Raw genomic sequence first — 25,694 nt, forward strand, 5'->3', positions numbered from 1 at the left:
TCGGGAGCGTCTCCGTGCCGGCACGGAAGGCCTGTTGAGCCGGCCGGAGCCGCCGGCGGCTTCGGAAGGACCGAAAAGAGCCGCTCCCGCCGGTGATTGCACCGGCGGGAGCGGCTCTGGTCGCTGCGGAGGATGGGGGATTTGAACCCCCGAGGGCGTGAACCCAACACGCGTTCCAGGCGTGCGCCATAGGCCGCTAGGCGAATCCTCCAGGCACGCACGTCGCGGCGGCCTGACGGCGCCGGAACATGCGGGGTCCAGCATAACCGAAGCTCGGGGCAATGCCGAATCCACGGCTCCGCCCGCCGGGTTTCGACCCGCCCCGCCGCATCCGCTAGACTCTCTGACAGCCCCTCGCGTGGCGTCATCCTGTTGAACTCCCCCAGGACCGGAAGGTAGCAAGGGTAAATGGGCTCTGGCGGGTGCGCGAGGGGTCTTCTCGTCCCCGCGGCGGCCCGCGTCCCCAGCGCCGATCCGCCCGGCCCGCCTGTCGGATTCCGTCGCTAAGGTGTCATCTGTGACTACCGCCCTGTACCGCCGCTACCGCCCGGAGACCTTCGAGGACGTCATCGGCCAGGAGCACGTGACCGAGCCGCTGATGACGGCGCTGCGCAAGGACAGGGTCAGCCACGCCTACCTCTTCTCCGGCCCGCGCGGCTGCGGCAAGACCACCTCCGCCCGCATCCTGGCCCGCTGCCTCAACTGCGCGGAGGGCCCCACCGCGACCCCCTGCGGCCGCTGCGACAGCTGCCGCGACCTGGCCCGGGACGGCGCCGGGTCCCTCGACGTGATCGAGATGGACGCGGCCAGCCACGGCGGCGTGGACCACGCCCGTGACCTGCGCGAGCGCGCCACGTTCGCCCCCGTCCGGGACCGGTACAAGATCTTCATCATCGACGAGGCGCACATGGTCACGCGCGAGGGCTTCAACGCCCTGCTCAAGATCGTCGAGGAGCCGCCGGAGCACATCAAGTTCATCTTCGCGACCACCGAGCCGAGCAAGGTGCTCACGACCATCCGGTCCCGCACCCACCACTACCCCTTCCGCCTGGTCCCCACCGAGCCGCTCATGCACTACCTCGAGCAGCTCTGCGCGGAGGAGCACGTGCAGGTGGCCCCGGGCGTGCTCTCCCTGGTGGTCCGCGCCGGCGCCGGCTCCGTCCGCGACACCCTCTCCGTGCTCGACCAGCTGATGGCCGGCTCCGACGAGCGCGGCATCGGCTACGACCTCGCCGTGGCCCTGCTGGGCTACACGCACGGCGCCCTGCTCGACGACGTGGTCGACGCCTTCGCGTCCGGGGACGGCGCCACGGTCTTCCGCGCGGTGGACCGCGTGGTCCAGACGGGCCAGGACCCGCGCCGCTTCGTGGAGGACCTCCTCGAGCGGTTCCGGGACCTGATCATCGTCAACGCGGTCCCCGAGTCGGCGGGCAACATCCTGCACGGCATGCCCCAGGACCAGATCGCCCGGCTGCGCAACCAGGCGTCCCAGCTCGGAGCGGCGGAGCTCTCCCGCGCCGCGGACATCACGAACACGGCCCTCACCGAGATGACGGGGGCCACCTCGCCCCAGCTGCACCTCGAGCTGCTGTGCGCGCGCATCCTCCTGCCCTCCTCGGAGGACACCACGCGCGGGGTCACGGCCCGCGTGGACCGGCTGGAGCGGCGCCTGAGCATCGGCCGGGGCGCCGCTCCGGCCACCGGTCAGGAGGAGCCCGCCGCTCCGGCACGGACCCCCGAGACCCCTGCGGCGGCGACCGCTCCTGCCGCCCCGGCCGAGGACCGGACCGCCCCGGGCCCCGGGCCCGCCCCCGCACCGCAGCGGCCGGGTCCGGCGGCGCCCGGCGCGGAAGCGCAGCAGACGCCCCCGCAGGAGGCGGACCGGCGGGAGCCGGTCGCGCCGGACACCGGGCCGGCCCGGGCGCCCGGCGAGCGCCCGTCCGTCCGGGAGGACCACGGGCAGGACCGGCCCGGGGAGCAGGATCCGTCCACCGGACGGGACCGGCCCGCCGAACGGCAGCAGCCCCCGGCCGCCGAGCAGCCGTCCGGCCAGGACACGCCCCGGGCGGGCGAGCCCGGCGGCAACGAGATCGACCTGCTGCGCGCCTCCTGGCCGGAGATCGTCAACGCGCTCGCGGACATCCGCCGGGTCGCCTGGTTCACGGTCCAGCGGGGCACGCCGCAGTCCTTCGACGGCAAGGTGCTGCGCATCATGTTCGACGCCGAGGGCGACCTCATGAACTTCCCCCGGTTCGAGGACGACCTGCGCCAGGCGGTGCAGCAGATCCTCGGCATCGACTGCCGCGCGGAGGCCGTTCCCCCGGGCGGCGGCGGGCACGGCCGGGGCGGCGGCGGGGGGACCCCGCGCGGCCCCGAGCCGTCGACGCGCCCGTCCGGGCACCGGGACGAGCCCCGGGCCGGGGCCGGAGGACCGCACCCCGCGCAGCGCGCGGCCGGGCCCGGGACCCCGGGCGGCCCGGAAGGGCGCCCCGCCGGGCAGGACCGGCCGGGCCGTCCGCACGGCCAGGGGCGGCCCGAGGGCCAGCACGGCCAGGACCGGCCCGAGGGCCCACGCGGCCAGGACCGGTCCGAGAGCCCGCGGGGCCGGGCGGAGCGGCCGGTTCCGTCCCGGGCTCCGGGCACGCCACCGGCCGGCGCGCCCGCGACCGCGCCGGAAGCGGCAGCGGACGCAGCGCCCCGGGACGGGGCCGGCGGCGGGCAGGACCCGTGGGACGCGCACGGGGTGCCCGCCACGGATGCTCCCCCGGAGTGGACCGACCCCGCCTGGGCGCAGGAGCCCGTGCACAGCTGGTCCGTGGCCGCCATTCCTCAGGGGGGTGCCGCGCCCGAGGACCCTGCCGGCCCCGCCTCCCGCGCGCCGGCGCAGCCCGCCGACCGGCCCCGGGAGCCGGCACCGGAGCAGCCGGCCGGCCCACCGGCGCAGCAGGCCGGGCCGCAGCCGGCGCCGGCCCGGGCTGCCGGCCCCGAGTCGGCCGGGAGCCCCGCTCGGTCCGCCGCCCGTGCGGCCCCTCCGGTCCGGACCGGGACCCCGGGGGCGCGGGACCGGGACGTCCCCCCGGCCGACGACGACGTCCCGCCGCCGGAGGAGCCACCCCATCCGGAGGAGCCTCCCTATCCCGACGAGCCCCCTTATCCCGACGACCCGGACGCGGCGCCCCCCGAGCAGTGGCGGCCCGCGGCCCCCGCACCGCGGAGCCCGGACGCCGGACGCGGCCCCGGTGGCCGGTCCGGGAACGGGCCCGGCAACGCGTCCGGGAGCACCGCCACAGCTCCTGCCGCCCGCCCGCCGGCGCAGCCGGACGAGCCCCGGAACGCACCGGGCGCCGCGCCCTCGGTTCCGGCGGCGGGTGCGGCCCCGGCCGCCGCTCCCGCCGCCCCGCGGCAGGCTCCTCCGGCGCCCGCTCCGGACGGCGCCGACCGGAGCGCGCGGCTGAGCTTCCGGGAGCGCCACGCCGCCGCCATCGCCGCCGGACGGCAGGCGCCCGGGACCGCCGCGGCGCCGCAGGACGGCGGCGTAGAATGGGACGACTCCTTCGTGCCCAGCTCGGACGACGAGGCGCTCGAGGACTCCACCCTCTACGGCCGCGCCGCGATCGAGCGGATCCTCGGGGGCATGCTGATCGAGGAGCGGGACCTCCACGCCGGGGAGTGAGCTGGGGAGCGAGCCGGGGCGGCCACGCACCGGCACCCCGGTGACGCCGTGGCCGAGGACGAGCAGGAGGGCCGCGCACCGGCCCGGAAATCGAGGGAAACGTGTACGAAGGCGCCGTTCAGGAACTGATCGACGAGCTGGGCCGGCTGCCCGGCGTCGGACCGAAGTCCGCGCAGCGGATCGCGTTCCACCTCCTCGACGCCGACAAGGAGGAGGTCCGCCGGCTGGCGGACGCCATGACGGCGGTCAAGGACAAGGTGAAGTTCTGCCGGATCTGCGGCAACGTCTCCGAGCTCGACGAGTGCGCCATCTGCCGTGACGCCCGCCGGGACGACAGCGTGATCTGCGTGGTCGAGGAGTCCAAGGACGTCATGGCCATCGAGCGCACCCGCAGCTTCCGCGGGCGCTACCACGTCCTCGGCGGGGCCATCAGCCCCATCCAGGGCATCGGCCCCGACCAGCTGCGCATCCGGGAGCTCATGACCCGGCTCTCCGGCGACACCGTGCAGGAGGTCGTGCTCGCGACCGACCCGAACCTGGAGGGCGAGGCGACCGCCACCTACCTCTCCCGCATGCTGAAGACCCTGGGGATCCGCGTGACCCGCCTGGCCTCCGGGCTGCCCGTGGGCGGCGACCTCGAGTACGCCGACGAGGTGACCCTGGGCCGGGCGTTCGAGGGCCGGACGGTCGTCGCCTGACCCGCCGCGCTACGATGTCCTGGTGCCCTGCCGCGGGGAGCGGGTGCACGGACCGGGGCCGACCGCCGGTGCCCGGCCACTCTCGACCACAGGAGTTGAACCCATGAGCCTGATCGTGCAGAAGTTCGGTGGATCCTCCGTCGCGGACGCCGACGGCATCCGCCGCGTTGCACGGCGGATCGTGGAGACGCGCAACCGGGGCCACGACGTCGTCGTCGTCGTCTCCGCGATGGGCGACACCACGGACGAGCTCCTCGACCTCGCCCACGAGGTCACCCGCAAGCCCCCGGCCCGTGAGCTCGACATGCTGCTCACCGCCGGCGAGCGCATCTCGATGGCGCTGCTGGCCATGGCGGTCTCCGGGATGGGCGCTCCCGCCCAGTCCTTCACCGGTTCCCAGGCCGGGATGGTCACGGACGGCGCCCACGGCGCGGCCCTGCTCGTGGAGGTGAACCCGCAGCGCGTGCGCGAGTCCCTCGACCAGGGCAACATCGCGATCATCGCCGGGTTCCAGGGCGTGCACCGCTCGACCAAGGACATCACCACCCTGGGCCGCGGCGGCTCGGACACCACCGCCGTGGCGCTGGCCGCCGCCCTCGACGCCGACGTCTGCGAGATCTACTCCGACGTCGACGGCGTGTTCACCGCCGACCCGCGCATCGCGCCCCGGGCGCGCAAGCTGGACGTGGTCAGCAGCGAGGAGATGCTCGAGCTCGCCGCCAACGGCGCGAAGATCCTGCACCTGCGCTGCGTCGAGTACGCCCGCCGCTTCGGCGTGAAGCTGCACGTCCGCTCGTCCTTCACCCAGAACGAGGGCACCTGGGTCATCCCGGGCCCCGAAGACGCCGCCACCTCCCCGAAGGAGATCCCGTTGGAACAGCCGCTCATCGCCGGCATCGCCCACGACCGCAGCCAGGCGAAGGTCACCGTCGTCGGAGTGCCGGACAAGCCCGGCATCGCCGCCCGGATCTTCCGGCTGCTCGCCGAGGCCAAGGTCAACGTGGACATGATCGTGCAGAACATCTCCACCGGCGACAACCCTTTGACGGACCTCTCCTTCACGGTGGACGAGTCCCAGGGCGACCTCGCCATGAGCCTGCTGCGCGCCGCCGAGGAGAAGATCGGCTACGCGGGCCTGGAGTACGACGACCAGGTCGGCAAGCTGTCCCTCGTGGGCGCCGGCATGAAGTCGAACCCCGGGGTGACGTTCACGTTCTTCGAGGCGCTCGCGGCCGCGGACATCAACATCGACATGATCTCCACCTCCGAGGTGCGGATCTCGGTGGTCACGGCCGCCGACCGGCTCGACGAGGCCGTGCGCGTGGTGCACAGCGCCTTCGGCCTGGACACCGACGAGGAGGCCACGGTCTACGCGGGAACCGGTCGCTGATCCGCGTGCCCCGCTCCACCGGCCCGTCGACGACGGGGCGGGTCCGGTGACCCGCCCCGTCGTCGTCCTGCCCCGCGAGGAGTGGGAGCCGCGGGCGCACGCGCACGAGCAGCGCGCGGCGCGCTACGCCGATCCCTTCGTGGCCCGCCGCCACCGCGGGCAGAAGCACCCGGTCGAGGACTTCCTGTTCACCTACTACACGCTCAAGCCCGCGCAGCTGAAGCGCTGGCACCCCGGGGCGGGCACCGTGCTGCTGGACGCCGCCGAGCGGGCCGGGGAGAAGTTCTACCGCCCGCTCACCGGGCCCGAGCTCGCGGGCCTCGGGCTCTCCCCCGGGGACGGGGCCGTGGCCGTCGACGACGACGCCTTCCGCGACCGGCGGGCCCCCGCGGTCGACTTCGCCCGGTCGGTGCTGGGCGCGCACGCGGCCAATGCGGGCTTCTTCGGCTGCTTCGGCCTCCACGAGTGGGCGATGGCGTACCGCTCGGCGGACAACGACATCCGGCACGAGCAGCTGGAGCTGCGGCTCGGAGCCGCGGGCACGGACGCCGTGGTGGAGTCCGCCAGGATCCGGTGCACCCACTTCGACGCGTTCCGGTTCTTCCAGCCCCAGGCCGTGCCCCTCAACGAGCTGCGCCCCACCCGGGAGTCCCAGCGACGGATGGAGCAGCCGGGCTGCCTGCACGCCACCATGGACCTCTACAAGTGGGCGTACAAGCTGGTCCCGGCGATCCCGTCCGAGCTGCTGATGGACTGCTTCGAGCTGGCCTGGGATGTGCGGGCCACGGACATGGCGGCCGCGCCCTACGACCTCGCCGGCTGGGGCTACGAGCCCGTGCGGATCGAGACCCCGGAGGGCAAGGCCGAGTACGTGCGCCGGCAGCGGGAGTTCGCCCGCCGCGCGGAGCCGCTGCGCCGGCGGCTCGGCGCGGCGCTCGAGGTCCTCGACCCGGCCCGCGCCACCGAGGGCGCCGCGGCGTGAGCGCCTCCGGGGAGCCCGCCGGGGGCTGGGAGCGGATCGTGGCGGCCTCCGCCGTGCCGGCGCCGCTCGACTTCGTGACGGCGCCCTCCAGCACGGGGCAGGTGCTCGTCACCCGTGACGCCGGGGGCGTCCTGCACGTGCTGCGCAACACCTGCACGCACCAGCAGGCCACCGTGTGCCGGGAGGCCGCCGGGCGCGCCGGGACGTTCGAGTGCCCCAACCACTTCTGGGTGTTCGCCCCGGACGGGCGCTTCGTGGGGTCCCGGCTGGCCCTCGCCGCCGGCCGGGAGGCACCGCCGGATCCCGCCAAGGACCTCCCGGCGGCGGAGGTCGACGTGGTCGACGGCTGGGTCGTGGCCCGCTTCCACTGAGCCGCGATCAGCCGGCCGCGGCGGCCCCGTCGTCGTCGCGCCGCCGCCCCGCGCGCCAGGCCTCGACGTCGGCGCGCCGGATCCGGCGGTGGCTGCCCCGGTACTGCACCGGCAGGACGCCCTCGGAGGTGAGGTTGCGCAGATGGGTGGCCGAGATCCCGGCGAGCGCGGCCGCCTGCGAGGTGGTCAGCAGGTCCTCCGGGGAGCCGGCGGAGTCCTCGCCCTGGCGCGCGAGCCACGCCTGGACGTCCGTGCGCCGGATCCGGCGGTGGCTGCCCCGGTACTGCACCGGCAGGACGCCCTCGGAGGTGAGGTTGCGCAGGTAGGTGGCCGAGATCCCGGCGAGCGCGGCCGCCTGCGAGGTGGTCAGCAGCTCCTCGGCGCCGCTCGGCGGCCCGGCGGCGGAGGTCACCGCGGCGGACGTGACGGTGACGGCCTCCCCGCGGGTCAGCCGGGCCAGGAGATCCACGACGGCGTCGCGCGCGCCCTCCGGCAGGCGCAGGGAGGTGCCGTCCACGAAGACCGTCACGTCCCGGGACTCGAGGGCTTCCGCCAGGCGCTCGGCCTCCCGGCCGCTGAGCCCGGGGGTGGTGGTCGGAGGGTGCTGGGTCATGGGCCCATTGTCCCAGCACCGCCGGGACCCGGCGGTGCGCAGCGTTCCTCGACCACGAAGCCGCTGCGGGGAAGAGCCGGGAACCGGTTCAGCCGGATGGACAGGTCCTGCGGCGGCACCTCGAGCCCGGACGCCGCCAGGAGCCGCACGGCGCGCTTGAGCAGCTCCACGGTGCTCCACTCGCCGGGACAGCGGTGGCCCTCGTCGTGACGGCCGGCCCCCTGGGCGATGAGGTCGCGCGGGGACTCCTCCCAGCGCCTGCCGCGGAACCGCTCCGGGCGGAAGCTGTCCGGGTCCTCCCACAGCCGCGGGTCGTGGCAGGTCCCGTAGAGGTCGAGCACCACCCGGTCCCCCGCGGCGAAGCGGTGCCCGCGCCACTCGAAGGGCTCCCGCACCCGGCCGGGGACGGCCGGGAAGAACGGGTAGTGGCGGCGGACCTCCTGGGCGAAGGCCTCCAGGGCCGCCTCGTCGCCCGCGGCGAGGGCGCCCCGCCACCCGGGGTGCTCGTGCAGGGCCGTCGCGGCGAAGACGACGAACCTCGCCACCGCCACGGTGGGCCGCAGCACGTTGATCAGCTCCACCGCGGCGGTGCTCGCCGGCAGCGGGGCTCCGTCCGGCCCGCGGAGGTCCGCGAAGACCCTGAGGGCGGTGCGCGGTGCCGCCGCCAGGTCGCCGGCGCGCACGCGCTCGACCAGACCGGCGGCCCACCGCTCCGTGCCCAGGCGGCGGGCCCGGGCGTACCAGTTCGGCGGACCGAAGCGGCCGGCGTTGTCGATCATCAGCCGCAGCTCGCGGGTGCGCCGGGCGGCCTCGTGCGCGGGCAGCGGCACCCCGGCCCAGGCGCACGCGGTCCGGGCGAGGATCCCGCTGACCTCGTCGTGCAGGACGAAGCGCCCCCGGCCGGGCCAGGTCCGGGCGGCCTCCTGCCACGACCGCTCGAACAGGTCGCCGAGGCGCTGTCTCGCGTCCGGGCCCACGAGCTCCAGGAAGGCGTGCTTGCGGTGCCGGTGCACCGGCCCGTCGAGCGTCTGGACGGATCCCTCGTCCTGCAGCAGGTGCTTCGCGGACGGCGGCACGGCGCCCGCCCGCGTGAACCGGTCCCCGCCGTAGAAGAGCTCGGCGGCATCGGCGCCGCGCAGGAAGGTGACCGGGCGCAGGGCGAGCCGGCTCGTGAAGAGGTCCGCGCCCAGTGCCTCGCAGCGGGACGAGATGAACGGGTAGCCCTCCCGCAGGAGTGCGACGGTGCTGTCGAACGGGATGGTGGCCATGGCTCTCCTCCGTGCTGTCGGTCGCTGCCGTGCCGTCCGGCCACCCTATCGAGGCCCCTCCTCCGCCATCGAGGCCCCTCCACCGCCGGACGGACGCCGGGCAGGAGGGACCCGGGCAGGGGGGGCAGACAACGGGCGGTGCGGCTCCTACCCTGGAGGGACCGGAACGATCAGTGAACTGACGGACCACGTCCGGCGGACAGGAGGACCGAGATGACCACGGTGCGAGAGATCATGACCCCGGGCGCGGAGTGCGTCGGCGAGAACGAGACGCTCGAGGACGCGGCCCGGAAGATGAAGGACCTCGACGTGGGCGCCCTGCCGATCTGCGGGGAGCACGAGCGGCTGATGGGCGTGCTCACCGACCGCGACATCGTCGTGCGATGCCTGGCGATCGGCACCGACCCCCGGCAGGTCAAGGCGGGCCAGCTCGCCGAGGGCAAGCCCGTCACCGTCGGCGCGGACGACAGCGTGGAGGAGGCCGTCCGGACGATGACCGACCACCAGGTGCGCCGCCTGCCCGTGATCGACGGGCACGACCTCGTCGGGATGGTCAGCCAGGCCGACATCGCCCGGAGCATGCCCGAGGACCGCGTGGGCGAGCTCGTGGAGCTCATCTCGTTCGACAAGTACTGAGATCCGTGCCGGGCGCGGCCGGCCACCTGTCACGGCCCACCCGTGTCCTCCAGGACGAGCGCGGCGGTCAGCAGCGCGAGATGGCTCAGGGCCTGCGGGAAGTTGCCGAGGAACGATTCGTCCTCGGGGTCGATCATCTCGGTGTAGAGACCCACGTCATTGCCCAGTGCGAGCATCTCCTCCATGAGCTCGACGGCCTCCTCCCGCTGGTCCACGAGCGCGAGGGCCGCCACCGCCCAGAAGGAGCACGCGACGAACGCGCCTTCCTCGTGCTCCATCCCGCTGTAGCGGTGGAGCAGAGGTCCCCGGCCCAGTTCCCCGCGCAGCGCGTCGACGGTGGAGCGCATCCGGGGGCCTCGGTCGAAGCCGCTGATGGCGTGCAGCAGCACCGACGTGTCCAGTGCGTCCGTGCCGGGGTGCAGGACGTAGGCACCGCGCTCCGCGTTCCAGCAGTGCTCCTCGATCCACTCCGCGATCCGGTCCCGCTCGGCGCGCCACCGGTCCGCGCTGCCCGGGATCTGCCCGGCGTCGGCCAGGTGCACGGCGCGATCCAGTCCGTGCCAGCAGCCCATCTTGGAGCTGGTGTAGTGCCGGTGCTCGGGCAGCTCCCACATCCCGGCGTCGGTACGGCGCCACAGGTCGCAGATCTCGTCGGCGACGTCAGCCAGCATCCGCCCCGTCGCCGCGTCCAGCACGTTGCCGCCGCCCACGTAGAGGTCGACCATGTCGAACAGGTCGCCGAACACCCCCAGCTGCAGCTGGTCCGCCGCCGCGTTCCCCGAGACCACCGGGCCGATCCCCCGCCAGCCGGGCGCTTCGTAGACGGTCATCGCGTCGCCGGGCACCTCGCCGTCGAGGCGGTTGAGCACGTGCAGCTCCGGGGACTGGTCACGGGCCAGGCGCAGCAGCCAGGACACGGCCGCGTGCACGTCCTCCTGCTCACCCAGCCGGATGAGCGTGCGCAGGGTGTAGGCGGCGTCGCGGACCCACGCGAAGCGGTAGTCGTAGTTCTTGGTGCCCGCCCGGTTCTCGGGCAGTGACGTGGTCGCGGCGGCGGCTATGGACCCGGAGGGGGCGTGGCTGAGCATCTTGAGCGTCAGGGCGCTGCGCTCGACGTCGGCGCGGTACGGGCCCGAGTAGTCCAACAGGTCGATCCACCGCCGCCACATGCCCAGCGTGAGCTCCACGTTCTGGCGGATCCGCTCCGGTGAGGGGAGCCGGAGCGGCTCGCTGTGCGTCGAGACGACCGCGAGCAGGTGCTCCGAGCCCGGGGCTGTGCTGAAGCGCCCGGAGATCTCGTCCGTGCTCAACCGGCACTCGCCGAGCGCCTCCGTGCGCACACCGAGCGAGACGTCGTCCGCGCGCAGCACGGGTCCCTGCTCGGTGTCCTGGATCCAGGGCGAGACCCTGTTGAACATGGTCCCCGGGGTGACCCGCCAGGTCATCGGCACCTCCCCGGAGACGCCCTCGACCGAGCGGGCCAGCTCGTTCCACGGCAGCTGACCTGTCGAGCCCACGTTCAGGGAGTCGGTGACCCGCACGACACCGCCGGCGGTCGTGTAGGTCGTGCACAGGATGTTGCTCCCCGGCACGTAGCCGCGGCCGACCTCGAACGGGACGGCAGGGGACAGCTCCACGCACCCGCCGTCGTCGGCGTCGAGCAGCCGCGCGAAGGTGGGCGCGGAGTCGAGGTCCGGCACCGGGTACCAGTCCACGGACCCGTCGTGGGCCACCATCGCCACCGTGCGACCGTCGCCGATGGCCGCGTAGGAGCGCAGTTCCACGTAGCCGTCCTGGCGGGGCGCCAGGGCGTCCAGGGGCACGACGGGCCGTGGACGGGTCGTCACAGGATCGGCTTGCCGCCGGTGACGGCGACCCGCGAGCCGGAGATGTAGCTGCCGTCGTCGGAGGCCAGCAGCACGTAGACGGGCGCGAGCTCGGCCGGCTGACCGGCGCGGCCCAGCGGGACGTCGTCGCCGAAGGACCCCACCTTCTCCGCGGGCATGGTGGCCGGGATCAGCGGCGTCCAGATGGGTCCCGGCGCCACGCTGTTGACCCGGATGCCCTTCTCCCCCAGCATCTGCGCGAGCCCGGCGGAGAAGTTCGCGACCGCGGCCTTCGTGGCGGCGTAGGGCGCCAGCTGCGGGGACGGCTGGTCGGACTGCACCGAGGAGCTTCCGATGATCGCCGACCCCGGGGCCATGTGCGGCACCGCGGCCTTGGTGAGGTGGAACATGGCGCCGACGTTGAGCCGGAACGTGTAGTCCCACTCCTCGTCGCTGATCTCGTCGAGGCTGTCGTGGCTCATCTGGTAGGCGGCGTTGGAGACGAGCACGTCGATCCGGCCGAACTCCTGCACGGCCTTCTCGACGACGGCCCGGCAGTGGGCCGGGTCCGAGAGGTCGCCGCGGACCAGGACGGCCCGGCGACCGGCCTCCTCGATCCAGCGGGCGGTGTCCTGCGCGTCGTCGTCCTCCTCGAGGTAGGCGATCAGGACGTCGGCGCCCTCCCGGGCGTAGGCGATCGCGGCGGCGCGGCCGATGCCGCTGTCCCCGCCGGTGACGATCGCGGCCCTGCCCTCGAGCTTGTCGGAGCCGCGGTAGCTGTGCTCGCCGCAGTCCGGGACGGGGGTCATCGCGGCCTGGACGCCGGGGACCTCCTGCTGCTGTTCTGGCTGGCTCATGGCGTGGTCCTTCCGTGGTCTGGGGCGCCCGGACGGTGCGCGCACCGCTCACCGGGCACCTCCGATGATCAGCACGCTGTTCACTGTAGGCGGCCGCGCCGGTTCTGTCGCGCCTCCCTCCGGCCGCCGGCACCGCCGGGGCGGGCCGGGCTCAGCCGGCCCCGTCCCGCCAGCGGAGGACGGCCAGCCAGAGCAGCACCCCGGCCAGGCCCATCGTCCCGGGCACCAGCACGGGGGACGGCCCGACCGCCCCGCTGGTCGCCGCCCACAGCTGGGCGGCGCCCGACATCGACTCCCAGACCCCGGCGTAGCGCGGGTCCGCCGGCCCGGCCCGCAGGTTCGCCAGGACGTGCTCGTAGACGCCGTAGGCGCTGCCGAGCACGGAGACGACCGCGGCGATCCGCACGGTGCGGGCCGTCCCGGCGCTGCGCCGCACCAGCCACGCCGCGGCCCCGAGCAGCAGCACGGCCAGGACCGCCCACGGGACCAGCTGCGCGGGCCCCTGCCAGTGCCGCAGCATCGCCAGCTCGGTCAGCGCGCCGAGGACCGTGCCGATCCCCAGCAGCGTCAGGACCCGGCGGTAGACGGGCACGAGCCGTGCGTCGTCGGCGCCGGCCGCCGCGGCCTCCGGTGCGGTGCTCATGGCACCAGGGTCTACCGGACCCGCCTTGGAGATCTCCGGGAGACCGCCGCCCGGGCCCTCGCCCCGGGCCGCCGCGGACGGGCGGCGGTGACCCCTACCACACCGGGGGCCGCCCGCCCCGGTGCGGCGGGACCGGCGTGCCCGAACCGATAGAATGGCTGACGTTCGCCGGATCCCGGCCCGCTGCTCGACCCTCAGGAGTTCCCCGATGGCCCGCATTGTTGTCGACGTCATGCCCAAGCCCGAGATCCTTGACCCGCAGGGCAAGGCGATCGCCAACGAACTGCCCCGCATCGGCCTGGACGGCTTCGCCGGTGTCCGGCAGGGCAAGCGCTTCGAGCTGACCGTCGACGGCGAGGTCACCGAGGACGCACTGGCCCAGGCCCGCGAGGCCGCCGAGAAGCTGCTCTCCAACCCCGTCATCGAGGACGTCGTGCGCGTGGCCGTCCTGGACGAGACCGAGGAGGCCTGAGCATGCCCGACCTCGAGACCCCCCTGATCGCGGACCTCTCCGGCCCCGCGCCGGACGCCGCGCTCGCCGGCGCCCGCGTCGGCGTGGTGACCTTCCCCGGCACCCTCGACGACCGCGACGCGGCGCGCGCCGTGACCCTGGCCGGCGGCACCCCGGTGTCCCTCTGGTACGCCGACGAGGACCTGCAGGACGTCGACGCCGTGATCCTGCCCGGCGGCTTCTCCTACGGCGACTACCTGCGCGCCGGGGCCATCGCCCGGTTCGCCCCGCTCATGGACCGGATCATCGGGGGCGCGAACGCCGCGGGCACCTCCGGGTCCGCACCCCTGCCGGTGCTCGGGATCTGCAACGGCTTCCAGGTGCTCACCGAGTCCCACCTGCTCCCGGGGTCGATGATCAAGAACGAGGGCCTGAAGTTCCTCTGCCGGGACCAGCGCCTGCGCGTGGAGAACAACGCGACCGTGTGGACCACCGAGTTCGAGCAGGGCCAGGAGATCGTGGTCCCGCTCAAGAACCAGGACGGACAGTACGTGGCGGACGAGACGACCCTCGACGCGCTCGAGGCCGAGGGCCGCGTGGTGTTCCGCTACGTCGGGGACAACCCCAACGGCTCCCGCCGGGACATCGCCGGGATCTGCAACGGGCGCGGCAACGTGGTGGGCCTCATGCCGCACCCGGAGCACGCGGTGGAGCCCGGCTTCGGCGCGGACTCCTCGACCTCCGGCGAGGTCGGCATGCGCGACGGCACGGACGGGCTGGGCCTGTTCGTCTCCGCCCTCAAGGCACTGGTCAAGTAAGGGACACCGGACACTTCATGAGCGAGAAGCACTTCAACCTGGACACCGTCGAGCACGCGACGGCCACCCCCGACACCGAGCTGCCCTGGGCCGAGCTGGGCCTCAAGGACAACGAGTTCGAGGAGATCAAGAAGATCCTCGGCCGCCGGCCCACCGCCGCGGAGCTGGCGATGTACTCGGTCATGTGGTCCGAGCACTGCTCCTACAAGTCCTCCAAGGTCCACCTGCGCCAGTTCGGCGAGAAGGTCACCGAGGAGATGAAGAAGGACCTGCTGGTCGGCATCGGCGAGAACGCCGGCGTCACCGACCTCGGGGACGGCTGGGCCGTGACCTTCAAGATCGAGTCCCACAACCACCCGTCCTACGTGGAGCCCTACCAGGGCGCCGCCACCGGCGTGGGCGGGATCGTGCGGGACATCATCTCGATGGGCGCCCGGCCCGTGGCCGTCATGGACCCGCTGCGCTTCGGGGCGATCGACCACCCGGACACCGCCCGCGTGGTCCACGGCGTGGTGGCGGGCGTGGGCGGCTACGGCAACTCCCTGGGCCTGCCCAACGTGGGCGGGGAGGTCGTCTTCGACTCCTGCTACCAGGGCAACCCGCTCGTCAACGCGCTCGCCGTGGGCGTGATGCGCCACGAGGACATCCGCCTGGCCAACGCCTCCGGCGTGGGCAACAAGGTGGTGCTGTTCGGCGCCCGCACCGGCGGCGACGGCATCGGCGGCGCCTCCGTGCTCGCCTCGGAGTCCTTCGACGACGCCAAACCGTCCAAGCGGCCGGCCGTGCAGGTGGGCGACCCGTTCGCGGAGAAGGTGCTCATCGAGTGCTGTCTCGAGCTGTTCAAGGGCTCCCTCGTGGAGGGCATCCAGGACCTGGGGGCGGCGGGCATCTCGTGCGCCACCTCGGAGCTGGCCTCCAACGGCGAGGGCGGCATGCACGTGGACCTCACCCAGGTGCTCCTGCGGGACCCGACCCTGACCCCGGGCGAGATCCTCATGTCGGAGTCGCAGGAGCGCATGATGGCGGTCGTGACCCCCGAGAAGGTCGCCGCCTTCGAGGCCGTGATGGACAAGTGGGACGTCGAGTTCTCGTGGATCGGGGAGGTCACCGGCACCGGCCGGCTCGTGATCGAGTGGGACGACGAGGTCATCGTCGACGTCGACCCCCGCACCGTCGCCCACGAGGGCCCCGTCTACGACCGCCCCTACCACCGCCCCGCGGACCAGGACCGGCTCCAGGCCGACCGCTTCGCCGGCTCCCCGGCCGACGCCGGGCGGCCCTCCGGGGCGGAGCTGCGCAACGCCGTGCTCGAGCTCATGGCCTCCCCGAACCTGTGCGCCAAGGACTGGGTGACCGACCAGTACGACCGCTACGTGCAGGGCAACACCGCGATGGCCATGCCCGACGACGCCGGGGTGGTCCGCGTGGACGAGGAGACCGGCCTGGGCGTGGCCCTGTCCACCGACTGCAACGGCCGCTACGCCTACCTCGACCCGTACGCCGGCGCGCAGCTGGCCCTGGCCGAGGCCTACCGCAACGTGGCCACCTCCGGCGCCCGGCCCGCGGCCGTCTCCGACTGCCTGAACTTCGGCTCCCCCGAGGACCCGGAGACCATGTGGCAGTTCGCCGAGGCCGTGCGCGGGCTCGCCGACGGCTGCCGGGAGCTGGGGGTGCCCGTGACGGGCGGGAACGTGTCCCTCTACAACCAGACCGGCGGCGTGGCCATCCACCCGACGCCCGTGGTGGCGATGCTCGGCGTGCTCGACGACGTCCGGCGCCGCACGCCGTCGGGCTGGCGCGAGGACGGCCAGGCGATCTACCTGCTCGGGACCACCCGGGACGAGCTGGACGGCTCCGAGTGGGCGAACCTGCGCGGGCACCTCGGCGGGCTCCCCCCGGCCGTGGACCTCGCCCAGGAGAAGCTGCTCGGGGACCTGCTGATCAACATGTCCCGCGACGGCATGATCGACGCCGCGCACGACGTCGCGGAGGGCGGCCTCGCCGCGACCCTCGCCGAGATGGCCCTGCGCTTCGACACCGGTGCGCGCATCGGACTGGGCGAGGTCTGCGAGCGGGACGGCGTGGACCTGTTCACCATGCTCTTCTCCGAGACCCAGGGACGGGCCGTGGTGGCCGTGCCGCGCAGCGAGGAAGTACGGTTCAAGGACATGTGCACCATGCGCGCCTATCCGCACACGCGGATCGGCGTGGTGGACACCGAGAACCGCGCGCTGGACGTGCAGAGCGAGTTCGGCATCGGCCTGGACGAGCTCCGCGCGGCCCACGAGGGCACGCTGCCGAAGCACTTCGGCTGATCCGCCGGGGGCGGCACGCAGCCGCCCCCGGCACCCCGCTCCACCGGACCCCGTCCGTCCACCGCCGGCACCCGCGCCATCCGCGCACGCAGAAAGCAGCACCAGCATGACTGAGGACCTCGAGGCCCTGCGCCCCGCACCCGTTTTGGAGACGGCACGACTCCTGCTCCGCCCCTTCACCGCCGAGGAGCTCGACGCCGTGGCCGCCGGCGAGCAGGCGCCCCACTTCGCCCACGGCTTCCCGACCGCCGAGGACATGGACTTCGCCCGCGAGTCCCTGATGGCCGGGGGCTACTTCTTCACGGAGTCCGTGTACGCACGGATGGCCGTCGTGGAGAAGTCGACCGGGGAGGTCATCGGCACGGCCGGCTTCGTCGGCCCTCCGATCGACGACGAGCTCGAGATCGTGGGCTCCCTCGCCGCCGGCCACCGCAACCGCGGCTACGCGCAGGAGGGCGTCACCGCGCTGCTCGGCGTCGCCTTCGGGGACCCCTCCGTCACGGGGGTGCGCGCCAGCGTGCCCGGCGACAACGCCCCGGCCGAACAGGTGCTCGTCGCCGCGGGCTTCGTGCACCGGGAGACCCCGGGCCCGGAGACCGACTACTTCCTGCCCCGCCCCGCGTAGACCGCGCCGCCGCGCGCGGCGGCGACCCCCCGACCGACGAGGTGACCCCGGCCGTGTACCCGTTCAACAGCGTCGCGAACCTCCTCCCGGAGCCCGCGACGCTCGTGGTCCTGGTGCTCGGCCTGCTCATCAACGTGGTGGCCCTGGGCTGGATCCCGCACAACCGGCGGCCCTCCGTGGCCCTGGCCTGGCTGCTCGCGATCTTCCTGCTGCCGTACGTGGGGGTCCTGCTGTTCCTGGCCATCGGCTCCGCGAAGCTGCCGAAGAAGCGGATGGCCATGCAGGCGAAGATGAACGACGTGATCCGCGAGAACACCCCCGACTCCCACATCATGGGCAACACGGACGAGGAGCTGCCCGAGTGGGTCAGCTCCACCGCGGCGCTGAACTACAAGCTCGGCGCCCTGCCCATGGTCGGCGGCAACTCCTTCGAGATCCTCACCGACAACCACGAGGCGATGCGGGTCATGGCGGAGGCGGTGGACCGGGCCCGGGACTACGTGCACTTCGAGTTCTACATCGTGGCCATCGACGACGCCTCGCGCCCCCTGCTGGAGGCCCTGGTGCGGGCCCACCGGCGGGGCGTGCGGGTGCGGGTGCTCATCGACCACCTCGGCTCCGTGGGCTACCCGGGGTACCGGCAGATGATCAAGCGCTTCGACGAGGCCGGGCTGCCGTGGCAGCGCATGCTGCCCGTGCGCCCGTGGAAGGGCGAGTGGCAGCGGCCCGACCTGCGCAACCACCGCAAGATCCTCGTGGTCGACGGGACCCTCGCCTTCACCGGCTCGCAGAACATCATCCACCGCTCCTACAACAAGCGCCGGAACCTCCGGAAGGGGCTCGAGTGGAAGGACCTGATGCTCGAGTGCACCGGCCCGGTGGTCGCCGAGCTCAACGCCCTCTTCACGAGCGACTGGTACTCCGAGACGGGCGACCTCCTGCTCGACGAGGCCACCCGCGACCTCCCGGACGTGCAGGGACCGGTCTTCGCGCAGGTCGTGCCCTCCGGGCCGGGGTTCGAGACGGAGAACAACCTCCGCCTGTTCAACCACCTGATCTACAACGCCAACGAACAGATCATCATCGCCAGCCCGTACTTCGTCCCGGACGAGTCGCTGATGCACGCGCTGACCACCGAGGCGCAGTCCGGGGTGGACGTGCAGCTGTTCGTGGGCGAGACCTCGGACCACTTCCTCGCCTACCACGCCCAGAACTCCTACTACCAGGAGCTCGTGGAGGCCGGCGTGAAGATCTACCGGTACCGCTCCCCCACCGTCCTGCACGCCAAGTTCGTGCTCGTGGACGACTACGCCTCCGTGATCGGCTCCTCCAACATGGACGAGCGCTCGTTCGCCCTCGACCTCGAGGTCTCGGTGTACATCGCGGACCGGGAGTTCCGGCGGCGGATGGACGCCGTGGTCGCCGAGTTCCACCAGGCCAGCACCCTGCTGGACTTCGACGAGTGGAATCGGCGGCCGCTGTGGCACAAGTACGCCGACAACGTGGCCCGGCTGACCTCGGCCCTGCTCTGATCCGGCCGCCCCGTGCTCAGGCGTCCAGGACGCCGCGCACGATCGAGTCCCCCGAGTGCGTCGGGTCGCCGTCGATCGGCTCGTTCGAGACGTCCACGACGGGGAACTCCCCGACGTCCAGGTTCTCGGGCAGCACGAACACGGCCTCGTCCCCGGCCATCACCCCGAGGCTCACCATCCGCTGCGCATCGGGGGCGAGCAGCCAGACCTCCTTGAACCCGTCCACGTCGGCGGGATCGGTCCGCACCACCAGCTGACGGGTCCCGTCCGGCCGCTCGTCCACCTCGGCCGAGCCGCGGGCGGTGTAGCCGGCCAGGGGCTCCAGCTCGGCGGTGGCCAGCACCGTGGGATCCGGCTCCAGGCCCACCCGCTGCGCGCCCCAGACCGAGATGCCGCCCACGAACAGCGCCGCCGCCGCGGCGGCCGCGGCCAGCGGGTACGGCACTCCGCGCCGGGGCCGGCTCCGGCGGGCGTCGAGGTCGACGACGGTCGCCCCGCCGTGCCCTGCGCCGTCGTCGGCGGGCGTGCCGGTCCGGTGGCTCGTGGCGTCGTCGGGGGCCTCGTCCGCCGCGTCGTCGGAGGCGTCGTCCGGGACGTCCCCGCGGGCGCCGCCCCGGGCGCCGGCGAGCGGATCCGCCGCGACCTCGGCGGAGAGGCCCAGCTCGGCGTGGATGGCGGCCCAGACCCCGGGCCCGGGATCCGTCAGGACGGGCGGCTCCGCGCGGCCGGCGCGCACGACGCGCTCCAGGGACGCGAGCTCGGCGGCGCAGTCCGGGCAGGAGGCGACATGCTGCTGGTCCTGGGCGTCCTCGGTCTCACCCAGAGCCAGGAGCGTCAGCGTCTCCTCACTCAGGTGTGCCATGACCGTCTCCCAATCGTGTTCGTAGGTTCGTGAGGCCGCGCCTCAGGTGGCTCTTGACCGTGCCGAGGGGCAGGTCCAGGTGTTGCGCGATCTGCTGGTGCGTGAGCTCCTCGTAGAAGGCCAGCGCCATGATCGTCGACCGGGGAGGCCCCAGCCGCTCGACCTCCGCACGCACCACGAGCCGGTCCACCAGCAGGTCCGACTCCTCGTGCCGCGGCTCCCGGTCGGTGCGCACGGCGTCCGACCGGCGCCGCTCCGCGTCGCGGCCGGCCGTCCTCGCGGCGTCGGCGATGCAGTTGCGGGCGATGCCGATGAGCCAGGCGGGGGCCGAGGAGTGCTCGGGGCGGTAGCCGGAGCGGTACTTCCACGCCCGGATGAAGACCTCCTGCACCACGTCGTCGGCGCCGGCGTCGTCGCGCAGGGCCCGGACGGCGAATCCCCGGATGACCCCGGCGCAGTGCCGGTACGCGGCACTCAGCGCCTGCTCGTCGCCCGCGGCGAACGCGGTGTCGAGCTCGGGTCCCCATTCCGGGGGCGGCGTCGGCATCGTGGGGAGGCTCCTCGTGGGCCGGAGGTCGTGGTGGCGAGCGGTCGGGCGAGGTACGGTCGTCCGCGTCGTGCCCAGCCTAGTGGACACCGGCCATGCGGTCATGCGCCTCTCGCCTCCTCCGCCGCTCAGGGCACCGGGACCGCCCGCAGCACCACGTTGTCCTCGTAGTCCCCGATCTCCTCCAGCCACTCCCCGCCGCACGTCACGAGGTGGAGCACCGGCTCCCCGGTCCGCCGGAACAGGTCCGCGTCCGCGAGGGACTTCTTGTGGACGTGCTGGACGGACTCGGTGCGGTAGCGCTGGACGCTGCCGTCCGCGCGCTCCACCCGGACCTCCGCCCCGACCGGCACGTCCTTCAGCTGCGCCATCGGCGTGACCTCGGTGAGGGTGTCGACGTGGCCGGCGACGACCGCGGCGCCCTCGTCCGCCCCGGGGGACGGACCGTGCCGGTACCAGCCCAGCTCCACGTGGTTGTCCGGGATGGTCATGGCCCCGTTGTCCTCGACCCCCACCGGGACCACCGGCATGTCGATCGGCGACCCGTCCACGACCACGCGCACGGGGGCGGGGATCTTCTCGGCGGGCGCCTGCGTGGCGGGGGCCACGGGGATCTCCGCGGGGGCTGCGGTGGACTGCGCCGCGCCCTCCGCGGGGACCGGACGATCGGGGCCGGCGAGCGCCGGCACCGCGTCCTCGCCCGGGTACGGCCCCGCGGCCAGGGAGTACGCGGCCGGCGACCCCCCGTTCTCGGGGAGAGCGGTGACGGCCGCTGCCGCGAGCAGGGACACCGAGGCGACCGCCCCGGCACCCGCCGCCGCCAGACGACGACGACGGGTGCCGGGAACTGCCGGTCCGGGGGCGCGGTGGGCCGCAGCCTGCCGCGCCCCCGGACCGAGCCTGTCGGGACCGCTCACTACCGGCGGTTGCCCGCGAGCACCCGGCGGGCGCCGTACGCCGCGCCGATCAGCCCGAGCGCGCCGGCGGCCGCGAGGCCGGCGGTCAGCATCGTGCGCTGCTCCTGGGCCGCGAGACCGGACTGGCCGCCCGGCACGGCCTCGGGCGCCTGCTCCATGCCCTCCAGGGTCTGGACGGCGAGGTCCAGGTTCCCGGCCTCGAGGGAGCCCCACGCGTACACGATGTTGTGGGTGCCCTCGGCCAGCTCGAGGTCGGCCGGGCCGATGACCGGCTCGGTGGTGCCCGCGGCGGCCACGGACGCCGAGACCGTGCCCGCGTCGACCGGCAGGGTCTCCTCGTTCGGGTTCTCGAGCCCGGTGATGATCGGCTGGCCACCCGCGAGGACGTCCACGGCCGGGGCCGCGGCCACGTGCCGCACGGTGAGGTGCGACTTCCCGGCCTCGATCTCGGACATGTCGTTGGTGAACAGGGCGGCCGTGGGGCTGCCCTCCGCGTCCAGGTGGGCCGCGGCCGTGTAGCTCATGCCGGTCTGCAGGTCCGCGGTCACGGGGCCGATGATCGGCTCCGAGGCGTCGGCGGCGTCGGGGGCCGTGATGGCCAGGTCGTAGCTGCCGGCGGGCAGCTCCAGCGGACCGGCCAGGGTGCCCGGCTCGAAGTCGTCGAGGGTCAGCTCGCCGTTGACGTACACGTCCACGACGGTGTCGGGGACGCCGTGGAGCACGGACAGCTCCGCGTGCTCGGCGGCGAACGCCGGGCTCATGCTGAGGGCACCGGCACCGAGGCCGAGGACTGCTGCGGCGGAAAGGGTCTTGCGCATGGTAACTGCTCCTTGAACGGGCTCCCTGGCGGAAGCGGAATCGACCTTGCACCCGTACTACCGGCGTGGACCCCTCCGCGGATGCAGCAGGTCACATTTTTTTCGGGAAGTTCTTCCGGGGCCGGCTCGACGTGCTGGTCGACAACGCCGGGATCATGGACCGTTTCGAGTCCGTGGCCGAGGTCGACGACGCCACGTGGGAGCGGGTCCTCGCCGTCGACCTCGGCTCCGTGATGCGGCTGACCCGCGCGGCGGTCCCGCTGCTGCGGGTCTCCGGCAGAGGAGCGATCGTGGACGTGGCGTCCGAGGCGTCGCTGCGCGGCTCCGCCGCGGGAGCGGCCTACACCGCCTCCGAGCACGCGGTGGCCGGGCTGACGAAGAGCACGGCCCCGATGCACGCGGCGGACGGCATCCGCACCAACGCGGTCGCCCCCGGGGCCACGGCCACGGCGATCGAGGCGCCCATGGGCTCGGACCTGTTCCCCGGCAGGATGGCGGCGTTCATGCAGAACATCCCCTACACGGCCGCGGCGGAGCAGGTGGCCGCCGTGATCGTCCTCCTCGCGAGCGACGGCGCCTCGAACGTCGACGGCGTGGACATGTTCTCGGACGGCGGCTGGTCCGCCGTGTGAGGCCCGCGCGAGGGTGCACGCCCCCGCGCGGGCCCCGGCTCACTCCTCCTCGAGCGAGGAGGTCTCCTCGGGCTCCTCGAGCTCGACCTCCTGGTCCTGCTCCACGAGGTCGTCGGGGTTCGCCTCGAGGGAGGACGCCTCGGAGCGGTCGGGCTCGTGCGCCGGCGCCTCGTCGTCCTGGTCGTCCAGCTCCGGCCGCTCGGCGTCGATCGACTGCTCGAGCCGGTCGGCCTCGTCGTACTCGGGTACGTCGCTCATGGATGCCTCCTGCGTCGTGGGGCCAACGGGACCACCGGTCGCGCGACCGGTCGTGTGCGTCCGACCATACTCGTCCTGCCCTCTGTTCCCAGCCCCCTGACGGTCGGATAACGTGGTCTGAACCACAGGAAGCACCGCTCAACAGCAGGAGTTGTCCATCATGACGAGCCGATTCCACCGCTACGCCGAACTGTTCAAGAGCAAGGGCCCCTGGTGCACCGTCTACACGGACATCAGCACCGGCACCGTCGACTCGCTGCACGCCATCGACGTCCTTCCCGAGAACATCTGCCGAGAGCTGGAGCGCCAGGGCGCGAGCAAGGCCGATCTCGCCGCCGTGGAGGCCGCCGTGCGGCCGGCCGAGGGCGTGCCGGACCCGGTCTGCCGGTACCTGCTGGTGCGTGACGGCACCGTGGAGATCGACGAGGTGCTCCCCGGCCCCCGGGCCGGCCGCGGTGTCATCCAGGTGGAGGAGGTGCCCGACCTCACTCCCCTGTTCCGGCACCGCCCGGACGACTTCCCCTACGTGGTCGCCGAGGTGGGGCGCGACGGCGGCGAGATTCGCCTGCAGTACGCGAGCCGCGTCCGGAGCACGGACGAGCAGCAGATCGAGGGCGAGACCGAGCACCTGAAGAAGTTCCCCGGGGGCGGCTGGTCGCAGGGACGCTGGCAGCGGCACACCGAGGACGTGTGGCGGCGCAACACCGAGCAGGTGGCCGAGCAGATCGACAAGGTCGTCGCCGAGAGCGGGGCGCAGCTCGTGGTCCTGGCGGGGGACATGCGGGCCCGGGGGCTGGTCGAGGAGCAGCTGTCCAAGGCGAGCCGGGCGATGCTGAGCGTCGTCGACGCCAACACCCGCGCGGAGGGCAGCAAGTCCGCCGACTTCGACCACCAGGTCGAGGAGCGCGTGGCGGAGGTCGTGGCCCACCGCCAGCAGGAGCTGCTCGAGCGGCTCGCCGAGCAGCAGGGGCGGCCCGACCCCACCGCCGTCTCGGGGATGGATCCCGTCGTCTCGGCCCTGCAGCAGGCGCAGGCGGAGACGCTGCTCATCGACGACACCCACCTGGACACGGAGCAGGAGCTCATCGCCCTGGACGCCGAGCCGTGGATCGCCGTCCAGGAGTCGGAGGCCGTGGGCGCCCGCGTGCTCGGCCGGGTCTCCGCCGACGCCGCGCTGGTGCGCGCCGCGGTGCTGACCGACGGCCGCCCCGTCTTCGTGCCGCCGGGGGCGCTGCCCGACGGCACGGACGTGGCGGCCCTGCTGCGCTGGGGCTCCGCACCGGCGCGCTGATCCTGGGACGACGAGCTTCGTGCCTCCACGACACTGCTCCCCGGAAGCCGGACCTGAGTTCCTCAGCCGGCTCCCGGGGAGCAGTTCTCGGTGCGGGGGCCCTCGTCCGCTCCGCGCCCCGGGCCGGGGAGCGCGGCCCCGGCGGAAATCCCGGGCCGGGGCCCGGGCGCAGGGGTCAGCGCCCCGGGGTCAGGAGATCAGCTCGCGGGCGGGAGTGTCCGCGGCGGAGGGCCTGCCCGCGTAGGCGCCGCGGTGCGCGGCGGCCGGGTGGGTGCCGAGCACCTTGGCCTGCCCGGTGCCGTAGAGGTTCTCGCGCAGCGTGGTGCCCTCGTACCCGGTCCGGTAGCGGCCGCGCTTCTGCAGCTCCGGCACCACCCACTCCACGAAGTCCTCGAACGAGCCCGGGGACACGTGGTAGGCGAGGTTGATGCCGTCCAGCCCGCCGTCGTCGATCCACCGCTCGAGCTCGTCGGCCACGGTCTGCGGGGAGCCGACGATCGGCACGCCCATGCCGCCCATCGAGATGTGCTTGGCGACCTCCTTGACCGTCCACTTCTTGTGCGGGTCCGCGGTGGTGAACGGCGTGAGGAAGGACTGGATGGACTCGGTCTTGATGTACTCCAGGACGTCGTTCTCGTCGTAGCGGCCCAGGTCCACCCCGGACCAGCCGCCCACGAGGCCCAGCGCGCCGTCGGTGTCCGCGTACCGCTCGTAGTCGCGGCGCTTCTGCTCGGCCTTCGCGTCGGTCTCGTCGACGATCACGTGCAGCATGGCGAAGATCTTGAGGTCGTCCCGGTCCCGGCCGTTGGCCTCCGCCTCGTCGCGCAGCTTGTCGGTGACCACGCGGGTCAGGTCCGGGCGGATGCCGCCCACGAACACCGCCTCGGCGTGCCGGCCGGCGAACGCGCGCCCGCGGGACGAGGCTCCGGCCTGGAAGATCAGCGGCGTGCGCTGCGGGGACGGCTCGGTCAGCCCGATCCCCGGGACGTCGAAGTACTTGCCGTGGTGCTGGATGGGGTGGACGAGCGCCGGGTCGGCGAAGACCCCGTTGACCCGGTCCCGCTTGACCGCCCCGTCCTCCCAGGAGCCCTCCCAGAGCTTGTAGCAGACCTCCATGAACTCCTCGGCGATCTCGTAGCGCTCGTCGTGGGAGATCTGCTCCGTGAGCCCGTGGTTCTCCGCGGCGGACTTCAGGTAGGACGTCACCACGTTGAAGCCCATCCGGCCCTTCGTCAGGTGGTCCAGGGTCGCGAACTTCCGGGCCAGCGGATACGGCTGCTCGTAGGTGATCGCGCTGGTCACCCCGAAGCCGAGGTGTTTCGTCACGGCCGCCATCGCGGAGATCTGCATGAAGGGGTCGTTGACGGGGATCTGCGTGGCGTCCCGGATCACCGGGGCCGCGGAGTTCTGGTAGACGTCGTAGTACCCGACGACGTCCGCGAGGAAGAGCGCGTCGAAGAGCCCCTTCTCCAGGAGCTGGGCGACGTCCGTCCAGTACTCGATCGTGTTGTACTCGTCCGCCCGGGACCGGGGGTGCTTCCACAGGCCGGGGGCCTGGTGGCCCACGCAGGTCATGTCGAAGGCGTTGAGGGCGATGCGCTTGCTCATGGGTGTTCCTCCCGGGTCGATGCCGACCCGCGCCCGTGCGTCGTGGAGACCTGCTCGCGGGTC

The 25,694-nt window shown here is 73.5% G+C and carries 24 protein-coding genes, 1 tRNA gene and 1 other RNA gene; 14 read left to right on the forward strand and 12 right to left on the reverse strand.

Going from position 1 to position 25,694, the window contains the following annotated elements:
• Window positions 1–126: 126 nt before the first annotated feature.
• A tRNA-Ser gene (locus RCG67_RS04900) sits at window positions 127–211 on the reverse strand.
• 134 nt (window positions 212–345) lie between these two features.
• On the opposite strand from RCG67_RS04900, the gene ffs reads away from it, so the two are divergent.
• The 6 genes from ffs (at window position 346) to RCG67_RS04930 (ending at window position 7,114) form a co-directional block, all read left to right on the forward strand.
• Window positions 346–442, forward strand: an RNA gene (gene ffs / locus RCG67_RS04905) — signal recognition particle sRNA small type.
• Between the two features lie 75 nt (window positions 443–517).
• Complete coding sequence (locus RCG67_RS04910) at window positions 518–3,673, forward strand: DNA polymerase III subunit gamma and tau (protein ID WP_368825085.1); 3,156 nt, start codon at window positions 518–520, stop codon at window positions 3,671–3,673.
• A 101-nt stretch (window positions 3,674–3,774) separates the two neighbouring features.
• Window positions 3,775–4,371 carry a recombination mediator RecR gene (gene recR / locus RCG67_RS04915; RefSeq protein ID WP_058873874.1) on the forward strand — a complete coding sequence of 199 codons (597 nt, stop codon included), beginning with the start codon at window positions 3,775–3,777 and terminating at the stop codon, window positions 4,369–4,371.
• A gap of 103 nt (window positions 4,372–4,474) precedes the next feature.
• Complete coding sequence (locus tag RCG67_RS04920) at window positions 4,475–5,761, forward strand: aspartate kinase (protein ID WP_368825086.1); 1,287 nt, start codon at window positions 4,475–4,477, stop codon at window positions 5,759–5,761.
• 46 nt (window positions 5,762–5,807) lie between these two features.
• On the forward strand, window positions 5,808–6,743 hold the full coding sequence (locus tag RCG67_RS04925; protein WP_368825087.1) for a 3-methyladenine DNA glycosylase: 936 nt from the start codon (window positions 5,808–5,810) through the stop codon (window positions 6,741–6,743).
• Window positions 6,740–7,114: a Rieske 2Fe-2S domain-containing protein gene (locus tag RCG67_RS04930; protein WP_368825088.1), complete on the forward strand. Its 375-nt coding sequence runs from the start codon at window positions 6,740–6,742 to the stop codon at window positions 7,112–7,114. Before RCG67_RS04925 ends, RCG67_RS04930 begins: the two co-directional genes overlap by 4 nt.
• 7 nt (window positions 7,115–7,121) lie before the next feature.
• Here RCG67_RS04930 and RCG67_RS04935 read toward each other — a convergent pair whose 3' ends face one another.
• Window positions 7,122–7,727: a helix-turn-helix domain-containing protein gene (locus tag RCG67_RS04935; RefSeq protein ID WP_368825089.1), complete on the reverse strand. Its 606-nt coding sequence runs from the start codon at window positions 7,725–7,727 to the stop codon at window positions 7,122–7,124.
• Entirely contained in the window at window positions 7,724–8,995 is a 1,272-nt protein-coding gene (locus RCG67_RS04940; protein ID WP_368825090.1) for a cytochrome P450, read from the reverse strand. The genes RCG67_RS04935 and RCG67_RS04940 overlap by 4 nt, the downstream gene beginning before the upstream one ends.
• 213 nt (window positions 8,996–9,208) lie before the next feature.
• On the opposite strand from RCG67_RS04940, the gene RCG67_RS04945 reads away from it, so the two are divergent.
• Window positions 9,209–9,631 (forward strand): CBS domain-containing protein, encoded by a 423-nt coding sequence (locus tag RCG67_RS04945; protein ID WP_368825091.1) that lies wholly within the window; start codon window positions 9,209–9,211, stop codon window positions 9,629–9,631.
• Between the two features lie 29 nt (window positions 9,632–9,660).
• Here RCG67_RS04945 and RCG67_RS04950 read toward each other — a convergent pair whose 3' ends face one another.
• The 3 genes from RCG67_RS04950 to RCG67_RS04960 all read right to left on the reverse strand — a co-directional run bounded on the left by RCG67_RS04950 (window position 9,661) and on the right by RCG67_RS04960 (window position 12,957).
• Window positions 9,661–11,478: a glycoside hydrolase family 15 protein gene (locus RCG67_RS04950; RefSeq protein ID WP_368825092.1), complete on the reverse strand. Its 1,818-nt coding sequence runs from the start codon at window positions 11,476–11,478 to the stop codon at window positions 9,661–9,663.
• Entirely contained in the window at window positions 11,475–12,314 is an 840-nt protein-coding gene (locus RCG67_RS04955) for an SDR family oxidoreductase (RefSeq protein WP_368825093.1), read from the reverse strand. Before RCG67_RS04955 ends, RCG67_RS04950 begins: the two co-directional genes overlap by 4 nt.
• Before the next feature lie 151 nt (window positions 12,315–12,465).
• Window positions 12,466–12,957, reverse strand: coding sequence for a hypothetical protein (locus RCG67_RS04960; protein ID WP_368825094.1), 492 nt, complete (start codon window positions 12,955–12,957; stop codon window positions 12,466–12,468).
• Window positions 12,958–13,165: 208 nt separating this feature from the next.
• Between RCG67_RS04960 and purS the strand changes: the two genes are divergently transcribed.
• The 5 genes from purS (at window position 13,166) to cls (ending at window position 18,698) form a co-directional block, all read left to right on the forward strand.
• A complete protein-coding gene (gene purS, locus RCG67_RS04965) occupies window positions 13,166–13,429 on the forward strand; it encodes a phosphoribosylformylglycinamidine synthase subunit PurS (protein WP_058873867.1) in 264 nt (87 codons plus the stop codon).
• 2 nt (window positions 13,430–13,431) lie between these two features.
• The gene (gene purQ, locus RCG67_RS04970; RefSeq protein WP_368825095.1) at window positions 13,432–14,226 is read left to right on the forward strand and encodes a phosphoribosylformylglycinamidine synthase subunit PurQ; all 795 of its coding nucleotides are present in this window, start codon (window positions 13,432–13,434) and stop codon (window positions 14,224–14,226) included.
• 17 nt (window positions 14,227–14,243) lie between these two features.
• Window positions 14,244–16,541 carry a phosphoribosylformylglycinamidine synthase subunit PurL gene (purL, locus tag RCG67_RS04975; RefSeq protein ID WP_368825096.1) on the forward strand — a complete coding sequence of 766 codons (2,298 nt, stop codon included), beginning with the start codon at window positions 14,244–14,246 and terminating at the stop codon, window positions 16,539–16,541.
• A 106-nt stretch (window positions 16,542–16,647) separates the two neighbouring features.
• Window positions 16,648–17,166, forward strand: a complete 519-nt coding sequence (locus RCG67_RS04980) for a GNAT family N-acetyltransferase (protein ID WP_368825097.1) — start codon at window positions 16,648–16,650, stop codon at window positions 17,164–17,166.
• A 41-nt stretch (window positions 17,167–17,207) separates the two neighbouring features.
• A complete protein-coding gene (gene cls, locus RCG67_RS04985; RefSeq protein WP_368825098.1) occupies window positions 17,208–18,698 on the forward strand; it encodes a cardiolipin synthase in 1,491 nt (496 codons plus the stop codon).
• A gap of 16 nt (window positions 18,699–18,714) precedes the next feature.
• Here cls and RCG67_RS04990 read toward each other — a convergent pair whose 3' ends face one another.
• The 4 genes from RCG67_RS04990 to RCG67_RS05005 all read right to left on the reverse strand — a co-directional run bounded on the left by RCG67_RS04990 (window position 18,715) and on the right by RCG67_RS05005 (window position 21,842).
• Entirely contained in the window at window positions 18,715–19,560 is an 846-nt protein-coding gene (locus tag RCG67_RS04990) for an anti-sigma factor (protein ID WP_368825099.1), read from the reverse strand.
• A complete protein-coding gene (locus RCG67_RS04995; protein ID WP_368825100.1) occupies window positions 19,544–20,107 on the reverse strand; it encodes an RNA polymerase sigma factor in 564 nt (187 codons plus the stop codon). The genes RCG67_RS04990 and RCG67_RS04995 overlap by 17 nt, the downstream gene beginning before the upstream one ends.
• A gap of 128 nt (window positions 20,108–20,235) precedes the next feature.
• Window positions 20,236–21,024: a class F sortase gene (locus RCG67_RS05000; protein WP_368825101.1), complete on the reverse strand. Its 789-nt coding sequence runs from the start codon at window positions 21,022–21,024 to the stop codon at window positions 20,236–20,238.
• Window positions 21,024–21,842 carry a DUF4397 domain-containing protein gene (locus RCG67_RS05005; RefSeq protein WP_368825102.1) on the reverse strand — a complete coding sequence of 273 codons (819 nt, stop codon included), beginning with the start codon at window positions 21,840–21,842 and terminating at the stop codon, window positions 21,024–21,026. The genes RCG67_RS05000 and RCG67_RS05005 overlap by 1 nt, the downstream gene beginning before the upstream one ends.
• 65 nt (window positions 21,843–21,907) lie before the next feature.
• On the opposite strand from RCG67_RS05005, the gene RCG67_RS05010 reads away from it, so the two are divergent.
• Complete coding sequence (locus tag RCG67_RS05010; protein ID WP_368825103.1) at window positions 21,908–22,474, forward strand: SDR family oxidoreductase; 567 nt, start codon at window positions 21,908–21,910, stop codon at window positions 22,472–22,474.
• Window positions 22,475–22,513: 39 nt separating this feature from the next.
• Here the strand turns inward: RCG67_RS05010 and RCG67_RS05015 are convergent, their stop codons facing one another.
• The gene (locus RCG67_RS05015) at window positions 22,514–22,732 is read right to left on the reverse strand and encodes a hypothetical protein (RefSeq protein WP_368825104.1); all 219 of its coding nucleotides are present in this window, start codon (window positions 22,730–22,732) and stop codon (window positions 22,514–22,516) included.
• Between the two features lie 160 nt (window positions 22,733–22,892).
• Here RCG67_RS05015 and RCG67_RS05020 point away from each other — a divergent pair, with 160 nt between their 5' ends.
• Window positions 22,893–24,023 carry a baeRF2 domain-containing protein gene (locus tag RCG67_RS05020; RefSeq protein ID WP_368825105.1) on the forward strand — a complete coding sequence of 377 codons (1,131 nt, stop codon included), beginning with the start codon at window positions 22,893–22,895 and terminating at the stop codon, window positions 24,021–24,023.
• A gap of 189 nt (window positions 24,024–24,212) precedes the next feature.
• Here RCG67_RS05020 and RCG67_RS05025 read toward each other — a convergent pair whose 3' ends face one another.
• A complete protein-coding gene (locus RCG67_RS05025; protein ID WP_368825106.1) occupies window positions 24,213–25,631 on the reverse strand; it encodes an LLM class flavin-dependent oxidoreductase in 1,419 nt (472 codons plus the stop codon).
• Window positions 25,632–25,694: the final 63 nt, after the last annotated feature.

It is taken from the genome of Kocuria cellulosilytica, from assembly GCF_040981245.1.
In the GTDB taxonomy this organism is placed as follows: Bacteria; Actinomycetota; Actinomycetes; order Actinomycetales; family Micrococcaceae; genus Kocuria; species Kocuria cellulosilytica.